The organism is Thioalkalivibrio sp. ALE12 (assembly GCF_000381105.1).
GTDB lineage: Bacteria > Pseudomonadota > Gammaproteobacteria > Ectothiorhodospirales > Ectothiorhodospiraceae > Thioalkalivibrio.
This window is the reverse complement of record NZ_KB905906.1, coordinates 314,268-340,255: the sequence shown is the minus strand read 5'-3', so window position 1 is coordinate 340,255 and position 25,988 is coordinate 314,268. Positions and strand designations below refer to the sequence as shown.

Here is a 25,988-nt window from a genome sequence, read left to right as displayed (position 1 = left end):
GACAAGCGTCCCATCGGCCAGAGGGCTGGCCTCCTACATGCCTGGGGCCTCGACACCGCGCGAGCATTCCACAGGAACAAGGAAGGCCCGCTGGAAAGCGGGCCTTCTACGTGTCGGCGAACAGCGAGCCGGCTCAGTCGACGGCGCCTTCCGGCGGCAGCTTTTCCTTCATGGAGTCGGACAGCGGCACATCGTGCACGACCAGCACCGGCAGGCGGGCGTTGCGCACCAGCCACTCGGTCGCGGAACCGGAGAGCATGTTGGCGATCTGACTGCGCCCGCGGGTCCCCATCACGATCATATCCGCGCCCCACTCCTCGGCATGACGGGAGATCTCCTCCGGCGCACTGCCCACGGCGATGGCGACCTCGTCATCTGCCTCCGCCCACTCCTGCAACTGCGACCGGATTTTTTCTTCCGCCGAATGGCGCATTTCCTTTGCATTCAGGGGCGACGACCCCGCACCACTGAACGCACCAGCGGAACTGGGCTCTGCCACGTCCGACGGCTTCATCACATAGAGCAGCCGCTTCTTCGCCCCCGGGCAGTGCTGGCGTGCAACGGCCAGGGCCGCGGCAGAGGCGGGCGAGAAGTCGACGGCGATGATGACGCGCTGCAGCATGAAGATCCCCAATTGAACGCATGGAAGAGCCCCGGCAAAGGCTTGAGCGGGACGGCAAACTTCGGGACGGGCTTATGAAGTGCTAGACTTTGCCGCCTTTCCTGGCGGTTTCAGTCTGTACCGGCATTGAACCGCTTGCAACCGCGCCATCCACTGGTGGCAACCGGGCCCGGCTACTTCGCACAAGTCTCTGGTACCTGTTCGTTCACCCGTTGATCCCGACGCATGTCGGCTTCGGCGCGCATCGGTATTGGGGACCATATCGTGCAGCAGACCCTACAAGACTTCCTGTCCCGCCAGCGCAAGATCTGGTTGTTCAATGTGCGCGGCGACCTGATTGCCGGGATCGTGGTCGCGCTGGCGCTGATCCCCGAGGCGATCGCATTCTCCATCATCGCCGGCGTGGACCCGAGCGTGGGCTTGTACGCGTCCTTCACCATGGCGGTAGTGATCGCCTTCGCCGGAGGGCGCCCCGGAATGATCTCGGCCGCGACCGGGGCCATGGCCCTGCTGATGGTGACACTCATCGCCGAGCACGGACTGCAGTACCTGCTGGCCGCGACCATCCTGACCGGCATCATCCAGATCCTGTTCGCCTGGGCCAAGCTCGCGCGCTACATGATGTTCATCCCGCGCACGGTGCTGGTCGGCTTCGTGAATGCGCTGGCGATCCTGATCTTCCTGTCCCAGGTGCCCTACCTGGTGGATGGCGACACCACCATGTGGGCGCTGGTCACGGCCGGCCTGATCATCCTCTATGGCCTGCCGATGATCCCGGGCTATCCGAAGCTGCTGCCGCCGCCGCTCGTCGCGATCGTGGTGCTCAGCGTCGTGGTCTATTTCATGGGGCTGCCGACGCTGGAGGTCGGCGACATGGGCGAGCTTCCGGACGGCCTGCCGGTGTTCCTGTTCCCCGACATCCCGCTGAACTGGGAGACGCTGCAGATCATCTTCCCGACCGCGTTCGCGCTGGCGATCGTCGGCCTGCTGGAGTCGCTGCTGACCGCCTCCATCCTCGACGATCTGACCGACACGCCCTCTGGCAAGAACCGCGAGGCCCAGGGCCAGGGCATCGCCAATGTCGTCACCGGCTTTTTCGGCGGCATGGCGGGCTGCGCGATGATTGGCCAGTCGGTGATCAACATCAAGTCCGGGGGTCTCGGTCGTCTGTCGACCTTGTCGGCGGGGATCTTCCTGCTGCTGTTCATCGTGTTCCTCGGCGACCTGGTCTCGATCATCCCAATGGCCGCGCTGGTCGCGGTGATGATCATGGTCTCCATCGCCACCTTCGACTGGGGCTCGCTGACCACCCTGCACAAGCTGCCGCGCACCGACGCCACCGTGCTGATCGTGACCGTTGGCACCACCGTGATCACCCACGACCTGTCGCTGGGCGTGTTCGCCGGCGTGCTGCTCTCGGCGATCTTCTTCGCGCGCAAGATGGTCAAGGCGGTCGAAGTCACCAGTGCGCTCTCCGAGGACGGCCGGACCCGGATCTACACCGTGCGCGGCCAGCTGTTCTTCGTCGCCGTGGACAAGTTCATCGACAGCTTCGACTACCGCGAGGGCATCCATCACATCGAGATCGACCTGACCCGCGCCTCGCTGTGGGACAGCTCGGCGGTGGCCGCCATCGACAAGGTCGTCGGCAAGTTCCGCCGCAACGGCATGGAGGTCGAGGTGAAGGCCCCGCGAGGTGAAAGTGGTGAACTGCACGACAAGCTCGCGCAGCACGACAAGGGCGCCGACCTGGGGCCGGGCGGGCACTAGCACCGCCACCGTCATTGCGAGGAGTGCAGCGACGAAGCAATCCCCCTCCGAAACCCTCGGACCCCGACACTGCGCAAGCTTCAGGAGGTTGCCGCGGCCCCTGCGGGGCCTCGCAATGACGGTGCCCGTAACGACGCCGGGGGATTGGAGAGATTGGACCTCTTGTCCAGGCGTGGCAGGCTAGGCGGATGATGAACCTTCGCCGGCCGGCACCCCCGGCCGACCCCCGGGCCGAGCGCGAGCGGATTCGGCGCGCGCTGCTCTGGCCCATGCTGGGGGCCGCCCTCCTGATCGTGATCCATGCCCTGCACGACCTGGTCGGCGGGGACTGGTCGCGGCTGGGCATCCTGCCGCGCGACGCGGTCGGGGCGCTGGGTATCATCACCTCGCCGCTGATCCACGGCTCCTGGGGCCACCTGCTCGCCAATGTGCCGACCCTGTGGGTGCTCGGCATGCTCACGCTCTACGGCTTTCCGCGCGCCACCCGCGTTGCGGTCCCGCTGATCTGGCTGATGGGCGGACTGGGCGTCTGGCTGTTCGCGCGCGAGGGGCTGCACATTGGCGCCTCGGGCCTGACCCACGGGCTGATGTTCTTCGCCGTGGTGATCGGGATTCGCCGCCGCGATGCGCTGTCCATCGCGGTGGCCATCATCATCCTGTTTCTCTACGGCAGCATGATCTGGGGCGTCTTCCCCAGCGGCCCCAGAGTCTCGTTCGAGGCGCACCTGTTCGGTGCGGTTGTCGGTGCGGTCTGCGGCTGGTTCCTCTATCGCCGCGACCCGCTCCCGGTCTACCGCCGGCACGACTGGGAGGACGACGACCCCACCGACCCCGAGACCCTGCGCAAGATCGAACAGGGCCGGCTCGACGAGATCGAGCCGAAAGAACCCCGGGAGGGGCCCGGGCGGCGCGATTAGTCGGACACCCTTCCTTGATGCGGTTCGCGCGGCGCTCAGTGCAGCGTGCGACGTAGCGGCTACGGTCCATCTTCACGGCACCGTCATTGCGAGGAGGCGAAGCCGACGTGGCACAAAGGCGCGAAGCGCGTTGAACGGCCGCAGGCCGGCCCGAAGGGCGAGCGCAGCGAGTAATCTCCGAACTCTGGCAACGCGGTGTATTCGGAGAGAGATTGCTTCGTCGGCTTCGCCTCCTCGCAATGACGGCTCAGGGTCCGGCATGGTGGCGCGCGTTAGCGCCCGAAGGTCATGCGCATCCCCGCCATCAGGGTCAGGCCCGGGGCCGGCTCGTAGTAGCGTCCCTGGTTGGCATTAATGCGGATGTTGTCGACGCTGTCCGCGTCCAGCAGGTTGTTCGCGGCCACGAAGGCCTCGACATGGGCGTTGCCATCCTGCCAGTGGCGGCCCGCGCGCAGGTTCAGCGTGGTCTGTCCGCCCACGCGTTCGTCATTGGCGTCGTTCACATAGCGCGCGCCCGTGTACAGCGCATCGACGGTAAAAAAGAAGGGCCCCTGGCGCCAGTCGGCCTCCAGGAACAGCTGCTCGCGCGGCAGCCCGGGCAGGCGGTTGCCATCGTGACGCACCCCTTCCACATCGTCGAACTCGCGAAATCGGAAATCGCTCAGGGAATATGCCCCGCTGAGGGTCCACTGAGGCGCCGCATGCCACTCCACCGCAAGTTCCAGCCCATCGCGGGCAGTGCGCCCCGCGTTGGTATAGAACGTACGGTCGCCTTGCCCCTCTATCTGATAAGGGGAAAGCTCGTCACGCACCCGAGTCGCGTAGGCCGATGCCTCCCACGAAAGATGCTGGCTCTCGCGGCGGATTCCGACCTCGATGCTGCGCGCCCGCTGCGGCTCTACGTCGGGATCAAAGCCACCGCCATCGGGGTTGGCGAATTCGGTGAAGGTCGGCGTCTCGAAGTTGGTGGCCACATTCACGAAGGCCCGGTACTCCGGCTGGAAGTGCCAGATCAACCCCGCCATCCCGCTCGTTTCCCGGAAGCTGCGGCGCCCGGAGTCGTCTGTAGCGCTGTCCGGGTCGTCGAGTTGGTCGAAGAAGTCGTCCCGGATCGACATCCTGATACGGTCATGACGGGCGCCGACCACCATGTTCCAGTTGGACCCCAGCGCGGTGTCGGTTTGTATAAACACTCCTCGCGAGCGGGCGCGCTCTAGCTGGTCTAGGGCCAGATCCCCAACGACTTCGTCTTCGTCACAGTCCAGCCCAGGTGCGAAAGTCCCCGACGTACAGCGCCGGGTGCGGTCGTCACGCTGCTCTTCCAGGTCGATCCCGGTCAGTACCCGGGTCGGGCCGATGTCCTGCTCGTACTGGGCGTTGAGTCCGTAGAAATCGCGCTCGTAGGCCACCCGTGAGTCGCCGGGGAATGGCAGTTGCTGCGCGTAATCGCGTTGGGTCCAGAACCCGCCCAGGCGCAGCTCGCCGAGGCCGAGCGACTGTTCCCACTGCAATCCCGTGGTCAGCTGCTCGGCCTCCTGTGTGCTGTCGAGGGCCATGGCTAGCGGGGCTGCCGCGCGGCGGTTCTGACGCATCTCCTCGCGGGTGAGTCCGCCGGGGTCGTCGGTGCGTGGGGCATCGAGGTAGCGCAGGTGGAAGTTCAGCGTGCCGGCCTCCAGCTCCGAGGCGGTGTGCAGGCGCAGGTAGCGCTTCTCGGCGGTGGACTGGTCGCGGTGGCCGTCGATCGCGAAATCGTGGGCGGTCAGGGAGTAGCGATGGGTCCCGTGGTCCTGTTCGGCGATGGCCTCGGCGCGGCGATAACCGTAGCTGCCCAGCAGCACCCCGCCACCAAAGCCACGCGGGTCGCGGCCGTCGCGGGTGCGCGCCGAGATCACGCCTCCGGAGGCATTGCCGTACAGCGCGGCGCTGGGTCCGCGCAGCACCTCGATGTCGCGCAGGTTCAGCAGGTCGATCGCGTCCACCTGTGACTGGCCGTCGGGGGTGGTCTCGGGGATGCCGTCCTGCAGGATGCGTAGCCCGCGCACCCCGAACGGCGCCCGCGAGCCGAAGCCGCGGATGGAGATGCGCGCGTCCTGCGCAAAGTTGTAGCGGTTCTGGGCGAACAGCCCCGGCACACGATTGAGCGCCTCGTCCAGCTGCAGGCCCTGCCGCCCCTCGGTCGCCTGGCGCTCGTCCACGCGCGATACCGCGGCCGGCAGGTCCGCCAGCGGCGTGGCCAGCCTGGGTGCGGTGACGGTGACTTCGACGGGATCCAGGACCAGTGCTTCGTCGTCGGCCTGTGCCGTGGCCGCCACCAGAAGACCGGCGAATAGCGGCCAGCGTACGCGTCCAGAGAACGTCGGATCCGGCCGTCGCACCACCTCGGTCCCTCCCATTCGGTACTGCATCATGGCGGGCGTCGAGCCTGCCCGCTCTTCAGAGGACTCGCCCCTCGCTGGCAGGTTCCCGGCCCAGGTGTTTCATTTGCGCAACAGTGTCGCGTTTTAACGCGATCTTCACCGCCCCGTAACGGACACGTCACTCGCCCTCCCCATGCTTGCGCCCTGTCGGGACGGCTTCGCGTCTCGCCAACCTGCACATTCCAATAGGGGAGAAACCCATGAATCGCAAGCAACTGCTGACCAGCCTGATTGCGGCCGGTCTGGTCGTACCGGCCCTGGCCACTGCCGACTGGACGCTGTACGGCCGCGCCCACCTGTCCGCCGATGTCCTCGACGACGGCGCCGACTACAACGAGTTCAATGTCTCGAGCAATTCCAGCCGTCTGGGCTTCAAGGGCGAGCGCGAGTTCCGCGAGCAGCTGGTCGGGATGTTCCAGATCGAACAACAGATCGACTTCGACACCAACGGCACAAACTTCGCGACCCGCGACACCTTTGTGGGCCTGAAGGGCTCCGAGTGGGGCATGCTGCGTATCGGCAAGTTCGACACCCCGTTCAAGCGCGCCCGCGGCCCGGCCAACTTCTTTGGCGACCAGATCGGCGACATGCGCAACCTGACCCGTTCCGCCGCGCAGACCGGCCGCTTCGACGAGCGTTTCAACAACAGCATCCACTACCAGACCCCGAGCTTCGGCGGCCTAACCTGGAACATCCAGTACTCGAACGAGACGGACGGCGCCACCACCGCCGACGGGGCCCCGAACAAGGCCTACTCCACATCTCTGAACCTGAGTATGGGCGACCTGACCGGCGCTCTGGCCTACGAGAAGCAGGAAGATGGCGATGTGAACCCGGATGCCTGGCGCCTGGCCGTCGGCTATCGCATCACCCCGGCCTTTCGCATGGGCGCCTTCTACCAGAACTCGGAAACCACCAGTGGTGACGATGCGGATATCTACGGCCTCGGCGGCCAGTTCCGCCTGACCCCGAGCATGTACCTGAACGGTCACGTCTTCCAGCTGGATTCCGATCTGGCGGATGCTGACGCAACGATGTACGCCCTGGGCCTGGAATACCGCCTCGACAGCGACCTGCGCTTCTACGGCAACATCGCAATGGTCGACAACGACGACAACTCGGCCCTGGCGCCGTGGAATGCCGCCAAGAGCGTCAGCCAGCCGGGTGTGGGTGGCGAGACCGCTACCGCCCTCTCGATCGGGATGCGTTACGACTTCTGACCGGGCAACACCGGGGCCGGCGGCCAGGACCGCCGTCCCCGTTTTACGAGCCCCGCCGGACTACGCCCCGGCGGGGCTTTTAGTTTTGTGGGAGGCCTTTCGTCGGGCGCGCTTAGAAGGCGGGTTCCCAGCCACTGGAACCCTCGACCAGCCGAAGGCGATCGGTGAGATCCTCCGAGTACCCGCCAGCGGACACCGTGGCATCCACCTGACAGTCAAAGACGCCCCCGTCCACCTCGCTGCAGTCGCTGCTGTGGATATCGACCGAGACGCCCTGTGCGCCGAGGCCGCTGGCCGCGACCATCTGGGCCATCACCGCCTCGATGTCGGCGGTCGACGGGCCACCACCAGAACACCCCGCCAGTACAAACGCGACGCCCGCCGCAGCCAGTCCTTTCTTGATCATCATTGCACTCCTCCTGAGTTATTGCAGGTAACAGGTCGTGCCCGAGTCTGGACCCGGGGAAACGCGGATTCACCGACACGAAGCTAGCGGGTCAGCTCGCGCGCCAGGGCCAGATAGACGCGCCGGTTTGCCTCGTCCCGGGTCGCCTCGCCGCGGAAGCGGGCAAAGGCCATGTTGTCGCGCTCGCCGTGTATCGGCACACGGTCATAGTCGGCATAGGTATCGTCGAGCTCCAGCCGGAACAGCGTGAGGACCGTATCCATGCCCCTGCGCAGGCCGCGCTCGCGGGTCTGGATGACGAGGATGGCGGTACTATCGCGCGACCCGAGCGGAAATACGTGATCGGCGGTCATGTCGCCCACCGGCTGCACATGCGCCGCCACCGTCTGCGCCAGCAACGCCTGACCGTAGGCCTGTTCGGCGGACCGCAGCGCCGAGCGCTCGTCCGAATACTCGAAGCTGCGCACGCTCTGGTTTTCCAGTTGCTGCTGCTGACGATCCAGCGACGTGGCGCGGCGGTTCAGGAGGGTCTCCTCGCGGCCGAGGTCGCGCCGGGTACCAAAGCGGTTTTCCGCCACGATCAAACGATCGTCCAGGACCTTGCGGGCATCGGCCAGGTCGGCCCGCAGGGTGCCCTCGGGTGCGCGCCGCCGGAACCCGCCCGTCACGCCAATCGTTTCGTCCAGTTCGTAGTAGTCGAGCAGACCGGAGGCCAGGATCGGGTCCAGTTGCGCGTTCACGGCTTCGCCGCCGCGATACGGGCGGCCGGACACCATCACGCACACCCCGTGGGTAGCACGCGCATCGATCTGTAAAGGGCTGTCGGCACTGGGGCAGGAGCGACTGGCGTCCACCTCCCAGGAGCGCCACGAATAGCCGTCGAACCGCGCCACCGGGCGCACCGGCAGCTCGTGCTCCATGATGGCCTCGTTCAGTGCGGCGAGGACGGAGTCGGCAATCTCGGCCTGCTTCGCTTCCAGGGCCTCGATCTCGGCCTCGACCGCTTCCACCGCCTCGCGCTCCTCTTCGACGAAGGCGTCGATGGCCGCGAGGTTCTCCTCCAGCTCGCTGCGTTCGGCCGCCAGCTCCTCGCGCGCCTGTTCCAGTTCCGCGCGCGCTTCTGCCTGCTCGCGCTCGAAGTTGTCATGGACGGCGCGGCGCTTGTCGGTGAAGGTGGCATAGGCCGCCTGCAACTGGTCGGCCGGCTCGCCTTCCACCATCAGGGTCAGATCGGAGACCGTCTCTGCGGCCAGCTGTTCGGAGAGCGCCTCAAGGTGGACCGCGGCCGGCTCCAGGTCGGCTACGGCGGCCTCGACGGATACGGTCAGCGACCAGCCGGCCTCGACCTCCTCGAGAAGCCCGCGCGCCTGGGCCTGATCGGCGATGGGCAGCTCGCCAAAGTCGAACTCGGCCTGATCGGGATAGGAAGAACTGCAGCCCGTGGCAAGCGCCAGGGCGAAGGCAGGCAGGACGCCCGCGAGAGATGCACGCTTCATGAACGCATTCCTTTGCTGAGACCTCGGCTTCCGTGCCGCAGGATTGATAGAAGGCTAGCCGCGAGCCCGGTCAATCAACTTTCGTGATCCGGCGAACGCCCGTTGACCGGCCGATCACCATCGCCCCATCACCATCGGCGAGGTGCCGCCCTGTGGACCGGCTGGATAAAAACAGCCGCCAAATCCGGGGGGTTCGGCGGCTGGCCGCGTCACGGACGTTTGGGGGTCTGGTACTCGGCTTCCTTCTGGAAGGGTTCCCAGATGGTCTCGTAGCCGACGAAGCCCTTTTCGTTGGGCTTCATCTGCCGGGTTACCAGAAAGCGTGACTTGCCGTCCGGCACTTCCGGGTGCTTCTTGTCGGATTGCTGACTCATGGTGCATTCACCTCGCTTCGATGAAAAAAGAGGGGCGGAGAACTGGCGTCGCCCTGCCCCGACATACTCACGCGCCGAACGCCTGCTCCATCACTCGATAGGGACCGCGCGCCCGCTGTCGATCTCCGGGCCCGACTCCACCTTGCCACCGTGTGCGATTTCCTCGTCGGTGGCATCGCGTACCAGCAGGATGTTCAGCTTGAAGATTACCTGACGGCCGCACAGTGGATTGTTGCCGTCGATAGTGATGGTTTTGTCGTCGAGCCGTGTCACCAAGAAGCTCTTGGTCTGGCCGCGGTCGTTCTCCATCAGGATGGCGGTCCCCACCTCGCGGTACTCCTCCGGCACGTTTTCGATCGCGTCCGTGATCACGAGCGACTCGTCGCGCGGGCCATAGAGGGCGTTGCAGTCGATCGGCACTTCGATGGTTTCGCCCTGGGCGCGGCCTTCCAGTTCGCCCATGACCTGGGGCGACAGGACCTCGTTGACGCCGTGGACATAACCCAGCGGGAACTCGACCTCGGTCAGCACCTGGCCGGTTTTCTGGTCGATCACCTGGTAGTTCAGCTCGACGTACTTGTTGTCCTTGATTACTTCGGTCATGAACAGTCCCGCGTTGTCAGAAAATGGACGCACCAAAGATGCGTACCTCGCCTTCCTCGTAGCCGAGGACCATCCGGCCCAGCCACTCGCCCTCCTTCTTCGTGCTACGCACGCGATACAGGACGGTGACGTGCTCGCCACGGCGAATAATGCCCAGGAAGTCCCAGTCCTCGCTGAGATTGCGGGTCAACTCGCTCTGGGCGAACTGCTTGCCCACCTCGACCTCGTTGAGGCCAAACAGCAGGTGGTAGGAGAACCGGCGGACGAACTTGCCGTACTGCCCCTTGTTGGAGTGCTTGATCAGATCGCTCCAGATGGGGTGGGCAATCTCGAGGATCTCCTGGTCGGAGTGCTCGATGATGTTCATCGAGGTCTCCGGCAACGTCTGTGCTTCAGCTGCACTGGTCATAGTGAAAACCCTCAGGTGTGGCGGTTGAAAGGGATGACCGACGCGCGAACGCGTGGGTCATCGCGGCTGCCGAGCATGGTGGCGGGGCCGGCTGCGGCCCCGCCACCGCGGTACCCTAGGCTTCCTCCTTCTCGGCCTCCTTGGCCGGCGCCTCGTCCTTGTCGACCAGGTGGTAGCAGGGCGCCTTCTCCATGGTGTACTCGCCCGTCTTCGGGTCACGACGCGAAACCGTCAGGTGGTGCCAGTTCTTGTCGTCGAGCTTCATGTAGTCGCCGCGGTAGTAGTAGCCCGGCCAGCGGGTTTCCTTGCGGAACAGGGTGTGGTGGAAGACGCTCTCGGCGGTGCGCACGCGGTGCTTCAGTTCCCAGGCACGCAGCAGCTCATGGATGTCCTCCGCCGCCAGCTTCTCGAGGTCCTCTTCGAGGATGTGCATCTTCTTCAGGCCGATATTGAGCAGCTTCTCGTTGGTCATGTAGCTGACCGTTACGCCGCCACAGTATTCATCCATCAGCTTCTGCAGGCGGTCAAGACCCTGGCGCGGGTTGATGAAGTTCGGATTGACCGAACCGGCCACGACCTCGTTGCTGTAGACCTTGTAGTGCTCCAGCGGCTTATAGATCTCCTCTTTCAGCTTGTTGATCTGCGAATCGGAGACACGGATGCCGTCGGCCTTGCCATCGTCGATGTACTTGCAGGCGGCCTTCGCGGCCAGACGGCCCTCGGTGAAGGAACCGGAGGAGAACGCGTGCGGCGTACCGCCCACGGCATCGCCGGCACCGAACAGGCCCTCGACACTGGTCATGCGGTTGTAGCCCCAGAAGTACTCGGGCGGGGAAACATCCTCCGGACCAGAGCACCAGGCGCCACAACCCGTGGCGTGCGAGCCCATCACGTAGGGCTCCGAGGTGGTCAGCTCGGGGTTCTCGTTCTTGGGGTCCACGTCGGTGGCGGCCCACAGGACGGCCTGGCCGACGGTCATGCCCAGGAAGTTTTCCCAGCCCACCTCTTCAAGGTGCGGGTCCTGGAAGGCCTCCATGGTGACCATGTGGATCGGGCCACGGCCCGCGTTCACCTCGTTCAGGAACGCATGGTTGCGCAGGCAGGTCGGGATCGGGCGATGCGTCCGGTGAGAGACCTCCGGATCCAGGTATTCCTTGCCGACCATCTCCTGCAGCTGCGGCCACCACTTGGATTCGTACTCTTCCCCGTTGCAGTTCTGCGTACGGGTCTTCAGATGCAGGAAGTACGCACCCACCGGACCGTAGCCATCCTTGAAGCGGGCCAGCACGATGCGGTTCTCCATCTGGGTCATCTTGGCACCGGCGTTGATCAGCAGGCCATAGGCCGAGCCGGAAGACCACGGGGCATACCAGACGCGACCCGCACCTTCACCGACCGAACGCGGCTTGAAGATCATCGAGGCGCCACCGGCGGCCACGATCACCGACTTCGACTTGAAGACGTGGTAGTTGCCGGTGCGCACATTGAAGCCCACGGCGCCGGCGACCCGGTTCTCCTTGGACTCGTCCATCAGCAGATGGGTCACGCAGATCCGGTTGTAGATCGTGTCCGCGGACTTCTTGGCGGCCTCGGCCACGATCGGCTTGTAGGACTCGCCGTGGATCATGATCTGCCAGCGACCTTCTCGCTGATAGGCGCCCGTCTTCGGGTCGCGCATCAGGGGCAGGCCCCACTCCTCGAACTGGTGCACGGTGGAGTCCACGTGGCGCGCCATGTCGAACAGCAGGTCCTCGCGCACCATGCCCATCAGGTCGATACGGGCGTAGCGCACATGGTCCTCGGGGTTGTTCTCGCCCCAGCGGGTGCCCATGTAGCAGTTGATCGCGTACAGGCCCTGGGCCACCGCGCCGGAACGGTCGATGTTGGCCTTTTCGGCAATCACGACCTTCTTGTCCTGACCCCAGAAGCGAGCCTCCCAGGCGGCACCCGTGCCGCCGAGCCCGGCGCCACAGACCAGGATGTCGATGTTGTCTTCGACGATTGTCTTGTAGGCCATCAGTAGTACACCCCTTCTTTCAGTTTGAGACCGGCGGCCTCAAGCGTGTGCAGATCCCCCTCATCCATCCGGATGTACTTGGGCTCGTTGAACAACAGCTGGCTGTCGCGCATGGACTTGTCGGGTGCGGGGACGTCTGCCAGCTGCGGGATGTGCTTGCCCCAGGGCTTGGTGGTAATCGGCGACAGGAAGTCCTTCTCCCGACCGTCGCGGAACTTGATCTTCCAGGCAATGGTGCCGCGCTCTTCGTCGCGATCGACGCGCACGCTGTGCCCCAGTGGCGCGAAGTCCGCGTAGCCGCGCACGTCAATCGCATGGTGCGGGCAGGCCTTCACGCAGGAAAAGCATTCCCAGCACATGTTGGGCTCGATGTTGTAGGCGCGACGGGTGGTTTCGTCGATATGCATGATGTCTGACGGGCAGATGTCCACGCAGTACCCACAGCCATCGCAACGGGTCATGTATACGAAAGTTGGCATGGTTGTCCTCGATCGATGCTGGTGTTCGGGTTAATGGCTAGTAGTGGTGCGGCGCTTCACGCTGGATACCCTTCCCCATCTCCATCGGCGCATCGCGCAGCAGTTCCATGGAATGGCGCTGCTGCTGCTCGGGATCGTCGCGCGTGAGGGTCGGGAGGTTCTCGGCGGAGCCATCGGCACGGGTAATGCGCTTCTGGTAGGCCGCGGCAGGCTTGAAGAACATGTGCGCGAACTTGGACCAGTAGACGGTCGCGAACAGGGTCGTGGTCGCCGCGAGGAAGAGCGCGAAGAACAGCCACCCGAGGGCGCCGGTGCCCTGGGTCAGCGACCACAGGATGGCGAAGGTCGACATCGCCAGCAGCGACACGATGAACAGATCGGCCCGGACCAGCTGGTACCAGCGACGACCCTCGGAGTAGACGTCGACGCGAATGAAGAACCAGAACCAGTAGCCGCCGAAGGCCAGCGACAGGGCGCCCAGATGCCACAGGACCGGCCACACGCCCGCGGCGGGCTCGCTGGCGTAGCCAAAGATCAGGACCGCGGAGGAGACCACGAACAGGATAAAGCCCCACATGGTGAACAGATGGGACGCGCGTCGTTTCGGGTTCTTGAATTCACCGGAGGTGATGACCTCTTTCCCCAGGGTCTGCATGGCCTGGGAGAATTTTTCGCCGCCGCTCACGCTGCGGGTCGCGTTCTTCTCGGCTTTCTTGGCGTTCTCGAAGAAGTACTGGGCACTCCTCTTGTGCATCATGTCGAGGATCGTGCCGGCGGCCACCAGAATGACCATGAGCACGACATACGCCTGCATTGCGGCTGGTGGAATAAACGCAGCCAGTTCGGCAAAGGGATTGCTAGTGATCACGGCGTCAGGCCTCCTCAGAGTGTCCAATGGGCACACCGAGTCTGTGCCAACTCGATCTTTTGCTTCAAATCAAACTTGCTTCCCCGCGCATAAGCCCGATGAATGAGGTCATATGCTTATTTATGGAAACGCTTATCTAGCGGCCCGGGTCGACGCCATCGCAAGCCGCCAGACCGGCCAGGGGCGGCACACCGCCCGCTGCCCGCAGCACGCGGGTCCGGGGCGCCAGCGATGGCACCGGAACGAACGCCCGGGCCGGGTGAGACAAAGGGAGAACGGCCGCTGATCGAGGCGCTCCCGGGGCAGGGCTGACGGCCCTGACGGGCGGACAGATCCGGATGTGCGGCTGCGGGGGCGGTCAAGAAACCCGAACCTTTATGGACTATCTTGTGCTACGTTCGGGGTCGACCAGCAGCGCGCCCGCCCCGTCAACCGGGTGGGCGCATGCGCCCCGAACACGACTTACGTGTGGCACAGACCACCCCATCCATGCAGTTCACATCCAGCGTCGGCAGGAGAGAAAGCCCCATGATCAAACCGCACGGTGCAGACACCCTGAAGCCCCTGTTCGTCTACGACCCCGATCAACACCACGCCCTGCTGCAGGAGGCCGAGACCCTGCCCTCCGTGGTCATCAGCTCCGGCGCCGCCGGCAACGCCGTCATGATGGGCGGCGGCTATTTCACGCCGCTGACCGGGTTCATGAATGTCGCCGACGCCATGAGCTGCGCGGAGAACATGCGAACCACCAGCGGCCTGTTTTTCCCGGTGCCCGTGGTCAACCTGCTGGAGGATGCGGACGCCATTCGCGGGGCCAAGCGGATTGCCCTGCGCGACCCGAACATGGAGGGGAACCCGGTCCTCGCCATCCAGGAGGTCGAGGCGATCGAGGAATTCACGCCCGAGCAGATGGCGACCATGACCGAAAAGGTCTACGGCACGACCGACATGGAACACCCCGGGGTCGCCGCCTTCAACAGCGTGGGCCGCGTCTGCGTATCGGGGCCCATCCAGGTGCTCCACTTCTCGTACTTCCAGGATGATTTCCCCGACACCTTCCGCACCGCCGTCGAGATCCGCAACGAGATCGCGGAACGCGGCTGGAACCGGGTGGTCGCGTTTCAGACCCGCAACCCGATGCACCGCGCCCACGAAGAGCTGTGCCGCATGGCCATGGAGCAACTGGATGCGGACGGCGTGGTGATCCACATGCTGCTGGGCAAGCTCAAGCCCGGCGACATCCCGGCCCCGGTGCGCGACGCCGCCATTCGCAAGATGGCCGAGCTCTACTTCCCGCCGAACACGGTGATGATCACCGGATACGGCTTCGACATGCTCTATGCCGGTCCGCGCGAGGCCGTGCTCCATGCGCTGTTCCGCCAGAACATGGGCGCGACCCACTTCATCATCGGGCGTGATCACGCCGGGGTGGGGGACTACTACGGGCCGTTCGATGCCCAGACGATCTTCGACACCGAGGTACCCGCGGGCGCGCTGGAGATCGAGATCTTCCGGGCCGACCACACGGCCTACTCGAAGAAGCTAGACCGGGTGGTGATGATGTGCGATGCACCCGACCACACGAAGGAGGATTTCGTGCTCCTGTCCGGCACCAAGGTTCGCGAGATGCTGGGCCGAGGCGAGGCACCGCCGGTCGAGTTCTCCCGCCCGGAAGTGGCCAAGATCCTGATGGAGTACTACCAGGGGCTGAACCGGTAGCAGAAACGCGGTTCAGGCATCCGACCACCCGCACACTCGCGCGGGTGGCCGGATGTCGGCTCCGGCTAATAGGTCTTGGACAAGGTCGCCTGGATCTGCGCGAAGGTGCGGGCGACGTCGAAGGTCTGCACCTGAATCCCCAGCTGACGCCCGATCTGGGTCGCCGAGAATATCCCCCTTATGCGAGTCTCACCCGTCTGGGGATCCCGCTGACCGACCAGCGCATGCTGGCGCCCCCAGTCCTTCAGCGTGGCGACGATATCCGCCACGTCCGCCTGCATCACGCGCTGCATGTCCAGCAGGTCCACGTCATCCAGCGGCACCATCAGGTCACGCACCCGAAGGTCGTCGTACCGCATGCCGCGCTCGTTCACCATCTGGACCGGGCGCTCCCCCTGAGTGTCGCGGGCCGTGATCAGACCCAGCACGCGCTCCGAGTCCACTACGATCAGCAGCCGGACACCCCGGGCGATCATCTGCTCGGTCGCCTGGTTGAGCGTCGCCTCGGGACCGATCGTCGCAACCGGCACCCGGCGGAAATCGGTCATTACGCACAGCGCCGAGGAAGCCAGGGTGACCTGGGGGTCTTCCTCCGACACCTGCTGGAGCCCGATTCCGGGGGCCGCCTTTTGCGACGGAAGGGGCTTGTGCGGGAATTCTGCGGTCATCGCGTTTCTCCATCCACGGTGGAATCCAGAGGGACACGAATGACGCGCCCTCTCCTAGACGATGCCCTGAGACGAAGGCGCTGACAAGCGGGTCGATCATCCCGCGCCGAAACGCCACCCCGCTGCCGAATGCGGGCCGTATGACCGAGTCGGATCAGGCCGCGCTCTCCTCGGGTGTCGCCCGGATCGCGAAGTCCATGGTCTCGAGATCGCCCAGCGCCCAGGTCGCCCGCGGCGCCCCAAGCCCGGCCACGGTGCCCGGATTCACGAGCCAGGTGGCGCCATCCTTCACGTGCGGCTGCTGGCGGATCTCGGTCTCGTGGCTGTGGCCACAGCAGACGAGGTCATAGTCCCCGGTGCAGGCCATCGCATGGGCGTAATGGGGGTAGTGCGTGACGAAGATGCGCCGGCCACCGAGGGTGATGGTGGCGTCCAGCCCGTAGTAGTGCAGGAGGCCATCGGACTGGTGCGCGATGCGCGAGATCGCGACCGGGTCCCCCAGGTTGTTGCCGTGCACCGCGTGGATCGGCACACCCAGCTTCAGTGACGCCCGCAGCGTGTTGCCGCCGATCACGTCACCACAGTGGATGACCGCCTCGGCGCCCTCGGCAATGCCGGCCTCGATCGCGCGGGCCAGCATCGGGCCGCGGTCGTGACTGTCGGAAACAATGCATACCTTCATGGGTTGGCAGGCCTCTGTTGTGAAATTCCGGTGCCGGAACGATAACACTGCCGCGCCCCGCCCTGCGTCCGGGCCCGATTCGGGGCATCCGAACGGGCGCGAAGAATCCATCTTTGACTCCCTTGTGGTGGATACCCCGGAACTGCATAGTGGGGGTAACCCCGATCGAAGTAAGGGGTATTGCAGTATATCGCGATTGTCTAACTTACAAGGCGTTGACGATTTATGGCACAGACCCCGTCGCAGGAAATCAAGAACACCACCTGTTACATGTGCGCCTGCCGCTGCGGCATCCGGGTGCACCTGCGCGACGGGGAGGTGCGCTACATCGATGGCAACCCGGAGCACCCGATCAACGAAGGCGTGATCTGCGCCAAGGGCGCCTCCGGGATCATGAAACAGCACTCGCCCGCGCGGCTGACCCAGCCCCTGCGGCGCAAGGCCGGCGCCGAGCGCGGGGATGGCGAGTTCGAGCCGATCTCCTGGGAAGAGACCTTCGAGATCCTCGCCGAACGCCTCGGGCACATCCGCGAGACCGACCCGAAACGCTTTGCCCTGTTTACCGGGCGCGACCAGATGCAGGCCCTGACCGGGCTGTTCGCCAAGCAGTTCGGCACCCCCAACTACGCGGCCCACGGCGGCTTCTGCTCGGTGAACATGGCCGCCGGCATGATCTACACCATCGGCGGCTCGTTCTGGGAGTTTGGCGGCCCCGACCTGGAACGCTCGAAGCTGTTCGTGATGATCGGCACCGCGGAGGACCACCACTCCAACCCGCTGAAGGTGGCGATCTCCAAGTTCAAGCGCCAGGGCGGGCGCTTCATCTCCATCAACCCGGTGCGCACCGGCTACTCGGCCATCGCCGACGAATGGGTGCCGATCCGCCCCGGGACCGACGGTGCCCTGCTGCTGGCACTGATCCACGAGATCATCAACAAGGGCCTGTACGACCGCGACTTCCTGGTCCGCTACAGCAATGCCGGCCAGCTGGTGAACATGAACGAGGAGCAAGACGACTTCGGCATGTTCCTGCGCACCGAGGATCCGCCCGAGGAGGGCTGCTACGACGCGCAGAACCAACTGTGGTGGGACCGCAAGACCGGACGCGCGGTGCCGACCCACACGCCGGATGCCGATCCCTTCCTGCTCGGCGAGTTCACCCTGGATGACGGCACCCCGGCCAAGCCCGCCTTCCAGCTGCTGCAGGACCGGGTCGCCGAATACACGCCGGAATGGGCCGCCCGGATCACCGGGATCGATGCCGAGGACATTCGCCGGCTGGCCCACGAAATGGGCGTTACCGCGCGCGACCAGCGCATCGAACTCCCCATTGCCTGGACCGACTCCTGGGGCGTGGAACACGAATCCGTCACCGGGAACCCGGTGTCGTTCCATGCGATGCGCGGACTGGCCGCGCACTCCAACGGCTTCCACACCATCCGTTCGCTGTCGATTCTGATGTCGCTGCTGGGCACCATCGACCGCCCCGGCGGCTTCCGCCACAAGGCGCCGTTCCCGCGTCCGATTCCACCCTGCGCCCGCACGCCCAAGGGGCCGGAGGGCGTGCAGCCGGGCAAGCCGCTGGACGGCATGGTGCTCGGCTGGCCCGCGGACCCGGACGACCTGTTCGTGGACGACAAGGGCGAGCCGGTACGCCTCGACAAGGCCTTCTCCTGGGAATACCCGCTGGCCGTGCACGGCATGATGCACAACGCCATCACCAACGCCTGGCGCGGGGACCCCTACCCGATCGACACCTTGCTGATCTTCATGGCCAACATGGCGTGGAACTCGACCATGAACACGGAAGAGGTCCGCAAGATGCTGAACGACAAGGATGACAACGGGGACTACAAGATCCCGTTCCTGGTCGTCGCGGACGCGTTCCAGTCCGAGATGACCGCGTTCGCGGATCTGATCCTTCCGGATACCACCTATCTGGAACGCCACGACGTGATGTCCATGCTGGACCGCCCGATCTCCGAGTTCGACGGCCCGGTGGACTCGGTGCGCATCCCGGTGGTGCCGCCCAAGGGCGAGTGCAAGCCGTTCCAGGAAGTCCTGATCGAGCTCGGCTCGCGCCTGAAACTGCCGGCGTTCGTGAACGAGAACGGGGAGCGCAAATTCCGCGACTACCCCGACTTCGTCGTCAACTACGAGACCGAACCGGGCTCCGGTATCGGCTTCCTGGCCGGCTGGCGCGGCAAGGGCGGGGAGAAATCCCTGCGCGGCGAACCCAACCCCAACCAGTGGGAGATGTACGCCCAGAACAACTGCGTATTCCAGTACGAGCTGCCGCGCAGCTACCAGTACATGCGCAACTGGAACAAGGGTTATCTCGAGTGGTCGCAGCGCAACCGCATCACGCGCTTTGGCGAGCCGATCCTGATCCACCTCTATTCCGAGGTGCTGATGAAGTTCCGCGCCGCCGCCCAGGGCAAGGGCCCATCGCGCAAGGCCCCGGCGCATCTGGCCAAACGCGTGGAGACCTTCTTCGACCCACTGCCGTTCTACTACGACCCGCTGGAGTACCAGACCACCAACAAGCACACCTACCCCCTGGCCGCGATCACCCAGCGTCCCATGGCGATGTACCACTCCTGGGACTCCCAGAACGCCTGGCTGCGACAGATCCACGCGCACAACCTGCTCTACGTGAATTCGCGCACCGCGCGCGCCGCCGGGATCAACGACGAGGACTGGATCTGGGTGGAAAGCCAGTGGGGCCGGGTACGCTGCATGGCCAAGTACTCCGAGGCGGTCGAACCCGGAACGGTCTGGACCTGGAACGCGATCGGCAAGGCCGCGGGGGCCTGGAACCTGACACCCGAGGCCAACGAGTCGCGCAAGGGTTTCCTGCTGAATCACCTGATCTCCGAGGAGCTCCCGGGCGATGAAGGCCCGATCTCCAACTCCGACCCCGTCACCGGGCAAGCCGCCTGGTACGACGTGCGCGTGCGCATCTACAAGGCCGAAGAAGGGGCGCCGCAGGAGACATCGCCCCAGTTCAAGGCCCTGCACCCCTACCCCGGCCAGTCCAAGCGGGCCCGTGTGGTGAACTTCTTTGCGGGAATAGGAGGTAAGAAATGACCCAACTCGCACTTGTCATCGATCTCAACGTCTGCGTGGGCTGCCACGCCTGCGTCACCAGCTGCAAGGAATGGAACACCTCGGGCGATGCCGGCCCGCTGGTCGACCAGAACCCCTACGACGCGGACCCCACCGGTACCTTCTTCAACCGCGTGCAGAGTTTCGAGGTCGGTGAATACCCGAATACCGAGACGGTCCACTTTCCCAAGTCCTGCCTGCACTGCGAAGAGCCTCCCTGCGTGCCGGTCTGCCCGACGGGGGCCTCCTACAAGCGCGAGTCGGACGGCATCGTGCTGGTCGATTACGACAAGTGCATCGGCTGCAAGTACTGCTCCTGGGCCTGCCCCTACGGGGTGCGCGAGGTGGACACCGAAAGCAAGGTGATGACCAAGTGCACCCTGTGCGTGGACCGCATCTACAACGAGGAGCTGCCGGAGTGGGATCGCAAGCCGGCCTGCGTACGGGCCTGCCCGACCAACGCACGACTCTACGGGGACATTCATGATCCCGAATCGGTCGTCTCGAAGGCGATCCGCGAAGCAGGCGGCTATCAGCTGATGCCGGAATGGGGCACCAAACCGGCCAATCACTACCTGCCACGACGCAAGACTCAGCTGACCATCCGCGAGGACGAGGTGGAGCGCGCCGACAACCCGCTGAAGATCGACAGTCAGCTGCCGAAGCCCGGGCAGGAAGAACCCTCGCTCGACGACGTCACCAGCTGGTAAACAGGGACGAAGACACTATGCATCCAGCCTTCTCGGTTATCTTTCTCACCACCCTGATCGGCGCCGGCCAGGGCCTGTTTCTCGGTCTGTTCGGTGCCGAGTCTCTCAGTCTTCTGGGCGTGCTGCCGCCGCCCGGTTCGGACTTCCTGGCGCTGGGCTCCGCACTCGCCCTGGTCTTTCTGGTCCTCGGGCTGGTCGCCTCGTTCTTCCACCTGGGGCGCCCGGAACGCGCCTGGCGCACCGCCACCAAGTGGCGCACCTCGTGGCTGTCGCGCGAGGTAATCGTGCTCCCGGCGTTCATGGGCGTGGTCTTCCTGTACGGCGCGGCCCACGCGTTCGGGTTCAACCCGCCTCTGGGCACGCTGGCCGGGGACGTCCCCATCCTGCCGACCGTCGTGCTCGGTGCCATCGGCGCGCTGCTGGCGATCGTTCTGTATGTCACGACCGCGATGATCTACGCCTGCATCAAGTTCCTGCAGGAATGGCACTCCCCGCTGACCGTGGTGAACTACACCGTGCTGGGCGCTGCCAACGGCTTCACGCTGGCGGCTGCCTATGCGGCCTGGGCCGGTGTCCCGCTGGTCGCGTTCCTGGCGACGGTGGCGATCGTGCTGACGCTGCTGGGCCTGGCCACCCGCATCGCATCGCTGGTGCGCAACGCCCGTATCAAGTCGAAATCCACGGTGCAGACCGCGATCGGCGTGAAGCACCCGAAGATCCAGCAGAAGTCCCAGGGCTTCATGGGCGGTTCGTTCAACACCCGGGAGTTCTTTCACCACATGTCCGCGACGTTCCTGCGCGGGATGAAGTGGATCTTCCTGCTGGGGGCGTTCGCGATCCCGGCGCTCCTGCTCCTGATCGCCCTGGTCACCCGGGTCGACCCGGTCAATGTGCTGATCGCCGCGTTTGTCATCCAGTACCTGGGACTGGTGGCCGAGCGCTGGTTCTTCTTCGCACAGGCCAACCACCCGCAGAACATCTACTACCAGTCGGTCGCCTGACCCCGGTCGGGGGCGGCCTGGCCGCCCCCCGTCCACCCCCACTACGGGCCCTGTTTCAAACAGACCGCTCAGGTGGCAGGCCAGCCCTCCGTCGCGATGCCTTCCCCCAGATCGACCTCTACCAGGCGGCGACGCACCTCCAGCAGCTTCTCGACCAGAGCCGGTTCGACGCGCTCGTAGGCCTCCGCGTCCGGCACCCGGTTGACCACCACCCCCAGCAGTTCGGTGATCGCGTTGCCGATCGAGTTCTGGCTGATCGTCACGATCAGGCGGCCCTCGTCATTGCGGTAGATCAGCTGCTTGAAGGCCGGCTGCCAGCGAATGGCATGCGCGTACTTGGCATCGGTAAAGCAACGGTCGCGTACCTTCTTGGCGGTCTTCAGGAAGTCATTGTTGAACAGCAGGACCTCCTCCACCGCATCGGGAAAATGCACGCCCTCGGGCATCGGGGCATTGCGGGTGGAGACCTGCGAGAAGAAGGTGCGATAGAAGTCCAGGAAGCCCTGCAGGACGGCGTCGTATTCGCGCCAGAAGCGGATGTCCTTCAGCGCCTCGACCCCGCCCTGGATCTCCCAGCTCGGCAGCCCATGCGGGTAGCCGGTCAACCCGAGGCGCGCCTCGTGATCGGACGCCGGGCGCAGGATCTGCAGGTCCAGGGCCCGCGTAAAGAAGGCCCGGTAGACCTCGCGCATGTACGCCTGAAACAGGCTGTGCTGACCGCCATCGGTCAGATTGGGGTTGCCCGGATCCGCCAGCGGCGCATCGGCCAGTTTCGACTTCGGGAAGACGATGAAATGGTTGTGCAGCATGCGGATGCTGGGCACCCCCGGCGCGGTCAGCGGCCAGGTCGCGTCCAGGCTGGCCTCGCCCGCCAGCACCAGGGCCTCGGCCGGGTCCGGGTACTGCTCCAGCATGTACTCGATGATCACCCCGTTCATCCGGTTCCAGACATGCCGCACCGGCTCCGGCACCTGGGTGCGCCGCACCGGGCGCCCCATCGGGTCGAGGATGGTCTGCGAGGTGTTGTAGATGATGGAACAGTCGAACTCGTTGCTATGCCCCAGCGCCTTGCGATAGAGCAGCAGGTTTTCCGGATTCACCAGCAACCCGTTGTTGTGGACCAGGTCCGCCAGGTTTTCGGTGCTGTTGAAGAATTCGTTGGGTTTCATGCCCTCCGGGATGTCCAGGGGGATGGGCCGAAACGGCGTGGTGATCTCGCGGGGGCCGGCTTGCATGACGGTCAGTGACTCCTTGCAGGGGGGCGATGCCAGGGCGGCGCGGGCGGACTTGTACCTACAACCACATTGCCTGTACTGTAACTTGCGCGGCTCGGGAGTGTCTGCCGCGACCATAGCACAACCACCCACTCCTCAGAGGAGCGAGAGCATGCGACTGATTCTGTTGGGGGCGCCCGGCGCCGGCAAGGGCACGCAAGCCCAGTACATCTGCGAGAAGTACAACATCCCGCAGATCTCTACCGGCGACATGCTGCGCGCGGCGGTGAACGCAGGCACCCCACTGGGTCTGAAGGCCAAGGAGGTCATGGATGCAGGCGGCCTGGTCTCCGACGACATCATCCTGGGTCTGGTGAAGGAACGCGTGGAGCAGCCCGATTGCTGCGACACCGGCTTCCTGTTCGACGGCTTTCCGCGCACCATCCCGCAGGCCGAGGCCCTGAAGGAACAGAACGTGCCGCTCGACTTTGTCGTGGAGGTGGATGTCCCGGACGAAGAGGTGATCCGGCGCATGAGCGGGCGGCGGGTGCACCCGGGCTCCGGTCGCACCTACCACGTCGAGTTCAACCCGCCGAAGGTCGAGGGCAAGGACGACGTCACCGGCGAGGACCTGATCCAGCGCGAGGACGACAACGAAGAGACGGTGCGCAAGCGCCTGGAGGCCTATCACAGCCAGACCCAGCCGCTGGTCGAGTTCTACTCGAAGTGGGCGGACAGCGATGACCCGTCGGCGCCGCAGTACGTCCACATCAAGGGGACGGGGTCGGTGGAAGACATCCGCGACCAGATCTTCAAGGCTCTGGGCTGACGATCTCGCGGAAGGCCCGGAAAGTGCCTCCCACGAGGTAAAAAGGCCCGCCCGGAGCACCGGGCGGGCCTTTTCGATTCGGGGACCAGCCAACCGGCCAGCCCCCTTTGCTGCCGAGCGGGCCGCGACTAGCGCCCCAGGACTTTGGTCACCTTGTTCTGCCGCAGCCGGTAGGCATCCGGCATACCGGAACCCAGCAGGGGCCGCAGGTACATGCGGAAGGCATCGGTCACATCGGTGCCCGAGGCATCGATGAACTCGTCCGGCATCACCTTGGTCTTGCCGGCGACCGCCTCCAGCGGCACATACTCGTAGTCCACCGAGTAAAAGCCGGTGCGCTTGATCGCCACCGAACCGTCGCGACCTTCCCACATCGCGAACTGCACGGCCTTCTCGCCCACCTCGCGGGCCTCGCGCTGATCGACATCCGACACGCAGCCAATGAAGGCCCGCTGCAGATAGCCGAAGGTGTCGCCACGCACCCGCTTCACCCCCAGCTTGTCGCGGATCTCGCCACACAGCATGTCCGCCAGCGCCCCGGTACCGGAGAGCTGGACGTTACCGTGGGCATCCTTCTCGACATCCTTCGCCAGCTTGGTCGCGATGGGTTCATCGTTGGCATCGTGGATGCCTTCGCTCACAGCAATCACGCAGCGGCCGTGGCGATCCATGGTGGCCTTCACATCCTTCAGGAACTGGTCGACCTCGAACACCCGCTCCGGCACGTAGATCAGGTGCGGCCCGTCATCCGGGAATTTCTTGCCGAGCGCGGAGGCCGCGGTGAGAAAACCGGCATGACGCCCCATGACCACCGCCAGATAGATCCCCGGCAGGGCGTAGTTGTCGAGGTTGGCACCAATAAAGGCCTGCGCCACGAACCGTGCCGCCGACGGGAAACCCGGCGTGTGGTCGTTCTCCACCAGGTCGTTGTCGATCGTCTTCGGGATGTGCACGCAGCGCATCGGATAGTTGGCCTTGCGCGCCTCCTCGCTGACGATGCGGACCGTGTCGGAGGAGTCGTTGCCGCCGATATAGAAGAAGTAGGTGATCTCGTGGGCCTTCAGGACCTTGAAGATCTCCTTGCAGTAGTCAAGGTCCGGCTTGTCGCGCGTGGACCCCAGGGCGGACGAGGGCGTCTGCGCGACCATCTCCAGGTTGTGGGTGGTCTCCTGGGTCAGGTCCAGGAATTCCTCGTCGATGATCCCGCGGACCCCGTGGAAGGCCCCGTAGACCAGTTCGACGTCGGTGAATTTCCGGGCCTCGAGGACCGCACCCACCATGGATTGATTGATTACCGCCGTCGGGCCTCCACCCTGGGCGATCAGAACCTTGGCCATCTTCGTCCTCCTTTTGCGACTTGCGTGCGAACCATCGGTGAACCGGCCGCATAGCGACCGGGGCATCTCGATGCAACAAAGCCCGAAGATAGCAAATTCCGCACCCTGTGTACGGAATTGTTTAATTGTATTATCAGAAACTTATTTAATGGCGCACAGCCCGGCGGGCCTACCTGCATAAGCGTCAGTTGTGCCCCCTGGCAGGGGGCAAGGCAGAACTCAGTCGCGCAGGTGCTGATTGACGAAGTGCGTGACCCGAATCATCGCGTCGCGCGAGGCGAGGTCATCGGCGAAGGTGCGGTTATTGCCGTTGCGGAAGTCGAAGCCGCGACCCACACCGGGATATTCGATCCAGGTGACATCACCGCCGCGGCTCTCCAGTCCATCCGCGGCCATGCGCGCGGTACGGTGGCGCTGGTACTGCTCCTCGTCGCCGATCAGGATCATCATCGGGATCTCGAGCTGATTGACCTCGTTGGCGTAGCGGTACACCTGGTGCGGCTCGCCCAGATTCGGGTCCTGCAGGTGCGGGTAGTAGCCGGCCCAGCAGGCGACATCCTCGACCTGGCGCTCGAAGGTGACGGCGACCTTCAGGGTCTTGTAGCCGCCACGAGTGATGGAGACCAGGCAGGCACGGTCGCCCGCGATGTCGTCACGCGCCAGCAGGACATCCAGCCCGCTGTTCAGATCGCCTTCCAGCTCGTAGTCATGATCCAGCGGGTGGCTCTCCATGAAGCGGCCGGTGTACAGGTCCGGCGCCAGCACCACGAAGCCGCGGGCGGCCAGGCGCTTCACGTGCAGTTCGGCCAGGTCGTCCAGGCCGCGCCGGCCGTGGGTCCAGAGGATCGCCGGATAGGCCTCGCCATCGGCCGGTCTTGCCACCATCGCCGGGATGTCGATGCCGTCGCGCTGGTATTCGATGCGTTCAATGGTGACCTCGTGGTTCTCCAGATCGGAATACATCACGCCGTCTTCCCACCAGTCGTCATCCCACCACCAGTTGTCGGAACCGGTGGGTTCATCGGCCGCCAGCGGCGCTACGAACAGGCTGGCAGCCGCCAGGAACAGGAGAGGACGCAGTACAGAAACCATCGGGAACCTCGTGCGGATCAATGTGGACAG

Annotated in this window: 23 protein-coding genes; 8 read left to right on the top strand and 15 right to left on the bottom strand. The window is 64.9% G+C overall.

Going from position 1 to position 25,988, the window contains the following annotated elements; genetic code table 11:
- Nucleotides 1–133 precede the first annotated feature (133 nt).
- Nucleotides 134–622 (bottom strand): universal stress protein, encoded by a 489-nt coding sequence (locus F614_RS0104915; protein WP_026280819.1) that lies wholly within the window; start codon nucleotides 620–622, stop codon nucleotides 134–136.
- Between the two features lie 264 nt (nucleotides 623–886).
- On the opposite strand from F614_RS0104915, the gene F614_RS0104910 reads away from it, so the two are divergent.
- Nucleotides 887–2,392: a SulP family inorganic anion transporter gene (locus tag F614_RS0104910; protein WP_026329806.1), complete on the top strand. Its 1,506-nt coding sequence runs from the start codon at nucleotides 887–889 to the stop codon at nucleotides 2,390–2,392.
- 188 nt (nucleotides 2,393–2,580) lie between these two features.
- Nucleotides 2,581–3,309 (top strand): rhomboid family intramembrane serine protease, encoded by a 729-nt coding sequence (locus F614_RS0104905; protein ID WP_019558391.1) that lies wholly within the window; start codon nucleotides 2,581–2,583, stop codon nucleotides 3,307–3,309.
- Nucleotides 3,310–3,581: 272 nt separating this feature from the next.
- Here F614_RS0104905 and F614_RS0104900 read toward each other — a convergent pair whose 3' ends face one another.
- On the bottom strand, nucleotides 3,582–5,702 hold the full coding sequence (locus tag F614_RS0104900) for a TonB-dependent receptor (RefSeq protein ID WP_019558390.1): 2,121 nt from the start codon (nucleotides 5,700–5,702) through the stop codon (nucleotides 3,582–3,584).
- Between the two features lie 224 nt (nucleotides 5,703–5,926).
- On the opposite strand from F614_RS0104900, the gene F614_RS0104895 reads away from it, so the two are divergent.
- Entirely contained in the window at nucleotides 5,927–6,946 is a 1,020-nt protein-coding gene (locus tag F614_RS0104895; RefSeq protein ID WP_018867732.1) for a porin, read from the top strand.
- A gap of 112 nt (nucleotides 6,947–7,058) precedes the next feature.
- Here F614_RS0104895 and F614_RS0104890 read toward each other — a convergent pair whose 3' ends face one another.
- The 8 genes from F614_RS0104890 to F614_RS0104855 form a co-directional block, all read right to left on the bottom strand.
- Nucleotides 7,059–7,355, bottom strand: a complete 297-nt coding sequence (locus tag F614_RS0104890) for a hypothetical protein (RefSeq protein WP_018867731.1) — start codon at nucleotides 7,353–7,355, stop codon at nucleotides 7,059–7,061.
- A gap of 80 nt (nucleotides 7,356–7,435) precedes the next feature.
- On the bottom strand, nucleotides 7,436–8,848 hold the full coding sequence (locus tag F614_RS0104885; protein ID WP_018867730.1) for a hypothetical protein: 1,413 nt from the start codon (nucleotides 8,846–8,848) through the stop codon (nucleotides 7,436–7,438).
- A 209-nt stretch (nucleotides 8,849–9,057) separates the two neighbouring features.
- Nucleotides 9,058–9,222, bottom strand: coding sequence for a hypothetical protein (locus F614_RS14890; RefSeq protein ID WP_017942944.1), 165 nt, complete (start codon nucleotides 9,220–9,222; stop codon nucleotides 9,058–9,060).
- 90 nt (nucleotides 9,223–9,312) lie between these two features.
- Nucleotides 9,313–9,825: a peptidylprolyl isomerase gene (locus tag F614_RS0104875; RefSeq protein ID WP_018867729.1), complete on the bottom strand. Its 513-nt coding sequence runs from the start codon at nucleotides 9,823–9,825 to the stop codon at nucleotides 9,313–9,315.
- 16 nt (nucleotides 9,826–9,841) lie between these two features.
- Nucleotides 9,842–10,192, bottom strand: coding sequence for a hypothetical protein (locus F614_RS0104870; protein WP_019558389.1), 351 nt, complete (start codon nucleotides 10,190–10,192; stop codon nucleotides 9,842–9,844).
- A 157-nt stretch (nucleotides 10,193–10,349) separates the two neighbouring features.
- Nucleotides 10,350–12,251 carry an adenylyl-sulfate reductase subunit alpha gene (gene aprA, locus F614_RS0104865; protein ID WP_018867727.1) on the bottom strand — a complete coding sequence of 634 codons (1,902 nt, stop codon included), beginning with the start codon at nucleotides 12,249–12,251 and terminating at the stop codon, nucleotides 10,350–10,352.
- Nucleotides 12,251–12,730, bottom strand: coding sequence for an adenylyl-sulfate reductase subunit beta (aprB, locus tag F614_RS0104860; RefSeq protein ID WP_038028264.1), 480 nt, complete (start codon nucleotides 12,728–12,730; stop codon nucleotides 12,251–12,253). The genes aprA and aprB overlap by 1 nt, the downstream gene beginning before the upstream one ends.
- Before the next feature lie 37 nt (nucleotides 12,731–12,767).
- Nucleotides 12,768–13,544: a hypothetical protein gene (locus F614_RS0104855; protein WP_018867725.1), complete on the bottom strand. Its 777-nt coding sequence runs from the start codon at nucleotides 13,542–13,544 to the stop codon at nucleotides 12,768–12,770.
- Between the two features lie 582 nt (nucleotides 13,545–14,126).
- Here F614_RS0104855 and sat point away from each other — a divergent pair.
- Nucleotides 14,127–15,317 (top strand): sulfate adenylyltransferase, encoded by a 1,191-nt coding sequence (sat, locus tag F614_RS0104850; RefSeq protein ID WP_018867724.1) that lies wholly within the window; start codon nucleotides 14,127–14,129, stop codon nucleotides 15,315–15,317.
- Between the two features lie 65 nt (nucleotides 15,318–15,382).
- Here the strand turns inward: sat and F614_RS0104845 are convergent, their stop codons facing one another.
- Complete coding sequence (locus F614_RS0104845; RefSeq protein WP_018867723.1) at nucleotides 15,383–15,985, bottom strand: CBS domain-containing protein; 603 nt, start codon at nucleotides 15,983–15,985, stop codon at nucleotides 15,383–15,385.
- A gap of 154 nt (nucleotides 15,986–16,139) precedes the next feature.
- Entirely contained in the window at nucleotides 16,140–16,667 is a 528-nt protein-coding gene (locus tag F614_RS0104840) for a metallophosphoesterase family protein (RefSeq protein ID WP_018867722.1), read from the bottom strand.
- 225 nt (nucleotides 16,668–16,892) lie between these two features.
- Here F614_RS0104840 and F614_RS0104835 point away from each other — a divergent pair, with 225 nt between their 5' ends.
- The 3 genes from F614_RS0104835 to F614_RS0104825 are packed head-to-tail and all read left to right on the top strand — an operon-like array spanning nucleotide 16,893 to nucleotide 21,486.
- Nucleotides 16,893–19,757, top strand: coding sequence for a molybdopterin oxidoreductase family protein (locus F614_RS0104835; RefSeq protein WP_018867721.1), 2,865 nt, complete (start codon nucleotides 16,893–16,895; stop codon nucleotides 19,755–19,757).
- Complete coding sequence (locus tag F614_RS0104830) at nucleotides 19,754–20,485, top strand: 4Fe-4S dicluster domain-containing protein (RefSeq protein WP_018867720.1); 732 nt, start codon at nucleotides 19,754–19,756, stop codon at nucleotides 20,483–20,485. The genes F614_RS0104835 and F614_RS0104830 overlap by 4 nt, the downstream gene beginning before the upstream one ends.
- A 17-nt stretch (nucleotides 20,486–20,502) precedes the next feature.
- On the top strand, nucleotides 20,503–21,486 hold the full coding sequence (locus F614_RS0104825; RefSeq protein ID WP_018867719.1) for a DmsC/YnfH family molybdoenzyme membrane anchor subunit: 984 nt from the start codon (nucleotides 20,503–20,505) through the stop codon (nucleotides 21,484–21,486).
- 68 nt (nucleotides 21,487–21,554) lie between these two features.
- Here the strand turns inward: F614_RS0104825 and F614_RS0104820 are convergent, their stop codons facing one another.
- Nucleotides 21,555–22,721 (bottom strand): hypothetical protein, encoded by a 1,167-nt coding sequence (locus tag F614_RS0104820; protein ID WP_019558388.1) that lies wholly within the window; start codon nucleotides 22,719–22,721, stop codon nucleotides 21,555–21,557.
- 151 nt (nucleotides 22,722–22,872) lie between these two features.
- Here F614_RS0104820 and adk point away from each other — a divergent pair, with 151 nt between their 5' ends.
- Nucleotides 22,873–23,529, top strand: coding sequence for an adenylate kinase (adk, locus tag F614_RS0104815; RefSeq protein ID WP_019558387.1), 657 nt, complete (start codon nucleotides 22,873–22,875; stop codon nucleotides 23,527–23,529).
- A 128-nt stretch (nucleotides 23,530–23,657) separates the two neighbouring features.
- On the opposite strand, the gene F614_RS0104810 is transcribed toward adk, so the two are convergent.
- The gene (locus tag F614_RS0104810; RefSeq protein WP_018867716.1) at nucleotides 23,658–24,866 is read right to left on the bottom strand and encodes a 6-phosphofructokinase; all 1,209 of its coding nucleotides are present in this window, start codon (nucleotides 24,864–24,866) and stop codon (nucleotides 23,658–23,660) included.
- 219 nt (nucleotides 24,867–25,085) lie between these two features.
- A complete protein-coding gene (locus F614_RS0104805) occupies nucleotides 25,086–25,958 on the bottom strand; it encodes a dienelactone hydrolase family protein (RefSeq protein ID WP_018867715.1) in 873 nt (290 codons plus the stop codon).
- Nucleotides 25,959–25,988: the final 30 nt, after the last annotated feature.

Coding starts and splice junctions, on each gene's coding strand:
- F614_RS0104915 (WP_026280819.1), bottom strand. CDS start 622: ATGCTGCAGCGCGTCATCATCGCCGTCGACTTCTCGCCCGCCTCTGCC.
- F614_RS0104905 (WP_019558391.1), top strand. CDS start 2,581: ATGATGAACCTTCGCCGGCCGGCACCCCCGGCCGACCCCCGGGCCGAG.
- F614_RS0104900 (WP_019558390.1), bottom strand. CDS start 5,702: ATGGGAGGGACCGAGGTGGTGCGACGGCCGGATCCGACGTTCTCTGGA.
- F614_RS0104895 (WP_018867732.1), top strand. CDS start 5,927: ATGAATCGCAAGCAACTGCTGACCAGCCTGATTGCGGCCGGTCTGGTC.
- F614_RS0104890 (WP_018867731.1), bottom strand. CDS start 7,355: ATGATGATCAAGAAAGGACTGGCTGCGGCGGGCGTCGCGTTTGTACTG.
- F614_RS0104885 (WP_018867730.1), bottom strand. CDS start 8,848: ATGAAGCGTGCATCTCTCGCGGGCGTCCTGCCTGCCTTCGCCCTGGCG.
- F614_RS14890 (WP_017942944.1), bottom strand. CDS start 9,222: ATGAGTCAGCAATCCGACAAGAAGCACCCGGAAGTGCCGGACGGCAAG.
- F614_RS0104875 (WP_018867729.1), bottom strand. CDS start 9,825: ATGACCGAAGTAATCAAGGACAACAAGTACGTCGAGCTGAACTACCAG.
- F614_RS0104870 (WP_019558389.1), bottom strand. CDS start 10,192: ATGAACATCATCGAGCACTCCGACCAGGAGATCCTCGAGATTGCCCAC.
- aprA (WP_018867727.1), bottom strand. CDS start 12,251: ATGGCCTACAAGACAATCGTCGAAGACAACATCGACATCCTGGTCTGT.
- aprB (WP_038028264.1), bottom strand. CDS start 12,730: ATGCCAACTTTCGTATACATGACCCGTTGCGATGGCTGTGGGTACTGC.
- F614_RS0104855 (WP_018867725.1), bottom strand. CDS start 13,544: ATGCAGGCGTATGTCGTGCTCATGGTCATTCTGGTGGCCGCCGGCACG.
- sat (WP_018867724.1), top strand. CDS start 14,127: ATGATCAAACCGCACGGTGCAGACACCCTGAAGCCCCTGTTCGTCTAC.
- F614_RS0104845 (WP_018867723.1), bottom strand. CDS start 15,985: ATGACCGCAGAATTCCCGCACAAGCCCCTTCCGTCGCAAAAGGCGGCC.
- F614_RS0104840 (WP_018867722.1), bottom strand. CDS start 16,667: ATGAAGGTATGCATTGTTTCCGACAGTCACGACCGCGGCCCGATGCTG.
- F614_RS0104835 (WP_018867721.1), top strand. CDS start 16,893: ATGGCACAGACCCCGTCGCAGGAAATCAAGAACACCACCTGTTACATG.
- F614_RS0104830 (WP_018867720.1), top strand. CDS start 19,754: ATGACCCAACTCGCACTTGTCATCGATCTCAACGTCTGCGTGGGCTGC.
- F614_RS0104825 (WP_018867719.1), top strand. CDS start 20,503: ATGCATCCAGCCTTCTCGGTTATCTTTCTCACCACCCTGATCGGCGCC.
- F614_RS0104820 (WP_019558388.1), bottom strand. CDS start 22,721: ATGCAAGCCGGCCCCCGCGAGATCACCACGCCGTTTCGGCCCATCCCC.
- adk (WP_019558387.1), top strand. CDS start 22,873: ATGCGACTGATTCTGTTGGGGGCGCCCGGCGCCGGCAAGGGCACGCAA.
- F614_RS0104810 (WP_018867716.1), bottom strand. CDS start 24,866: ATGGCCAAGGTTCTGATCGCCCAGGGTGGAGGCCCGACGGCGGTAATC.
- F614_RS0104805 (WP_018867715.1), bottom strand. CDS start 25,958: ATGGTTTCTGTACTGCGTCCTCTCCTGTTCCTGGCGGCTGCCAGCCTG.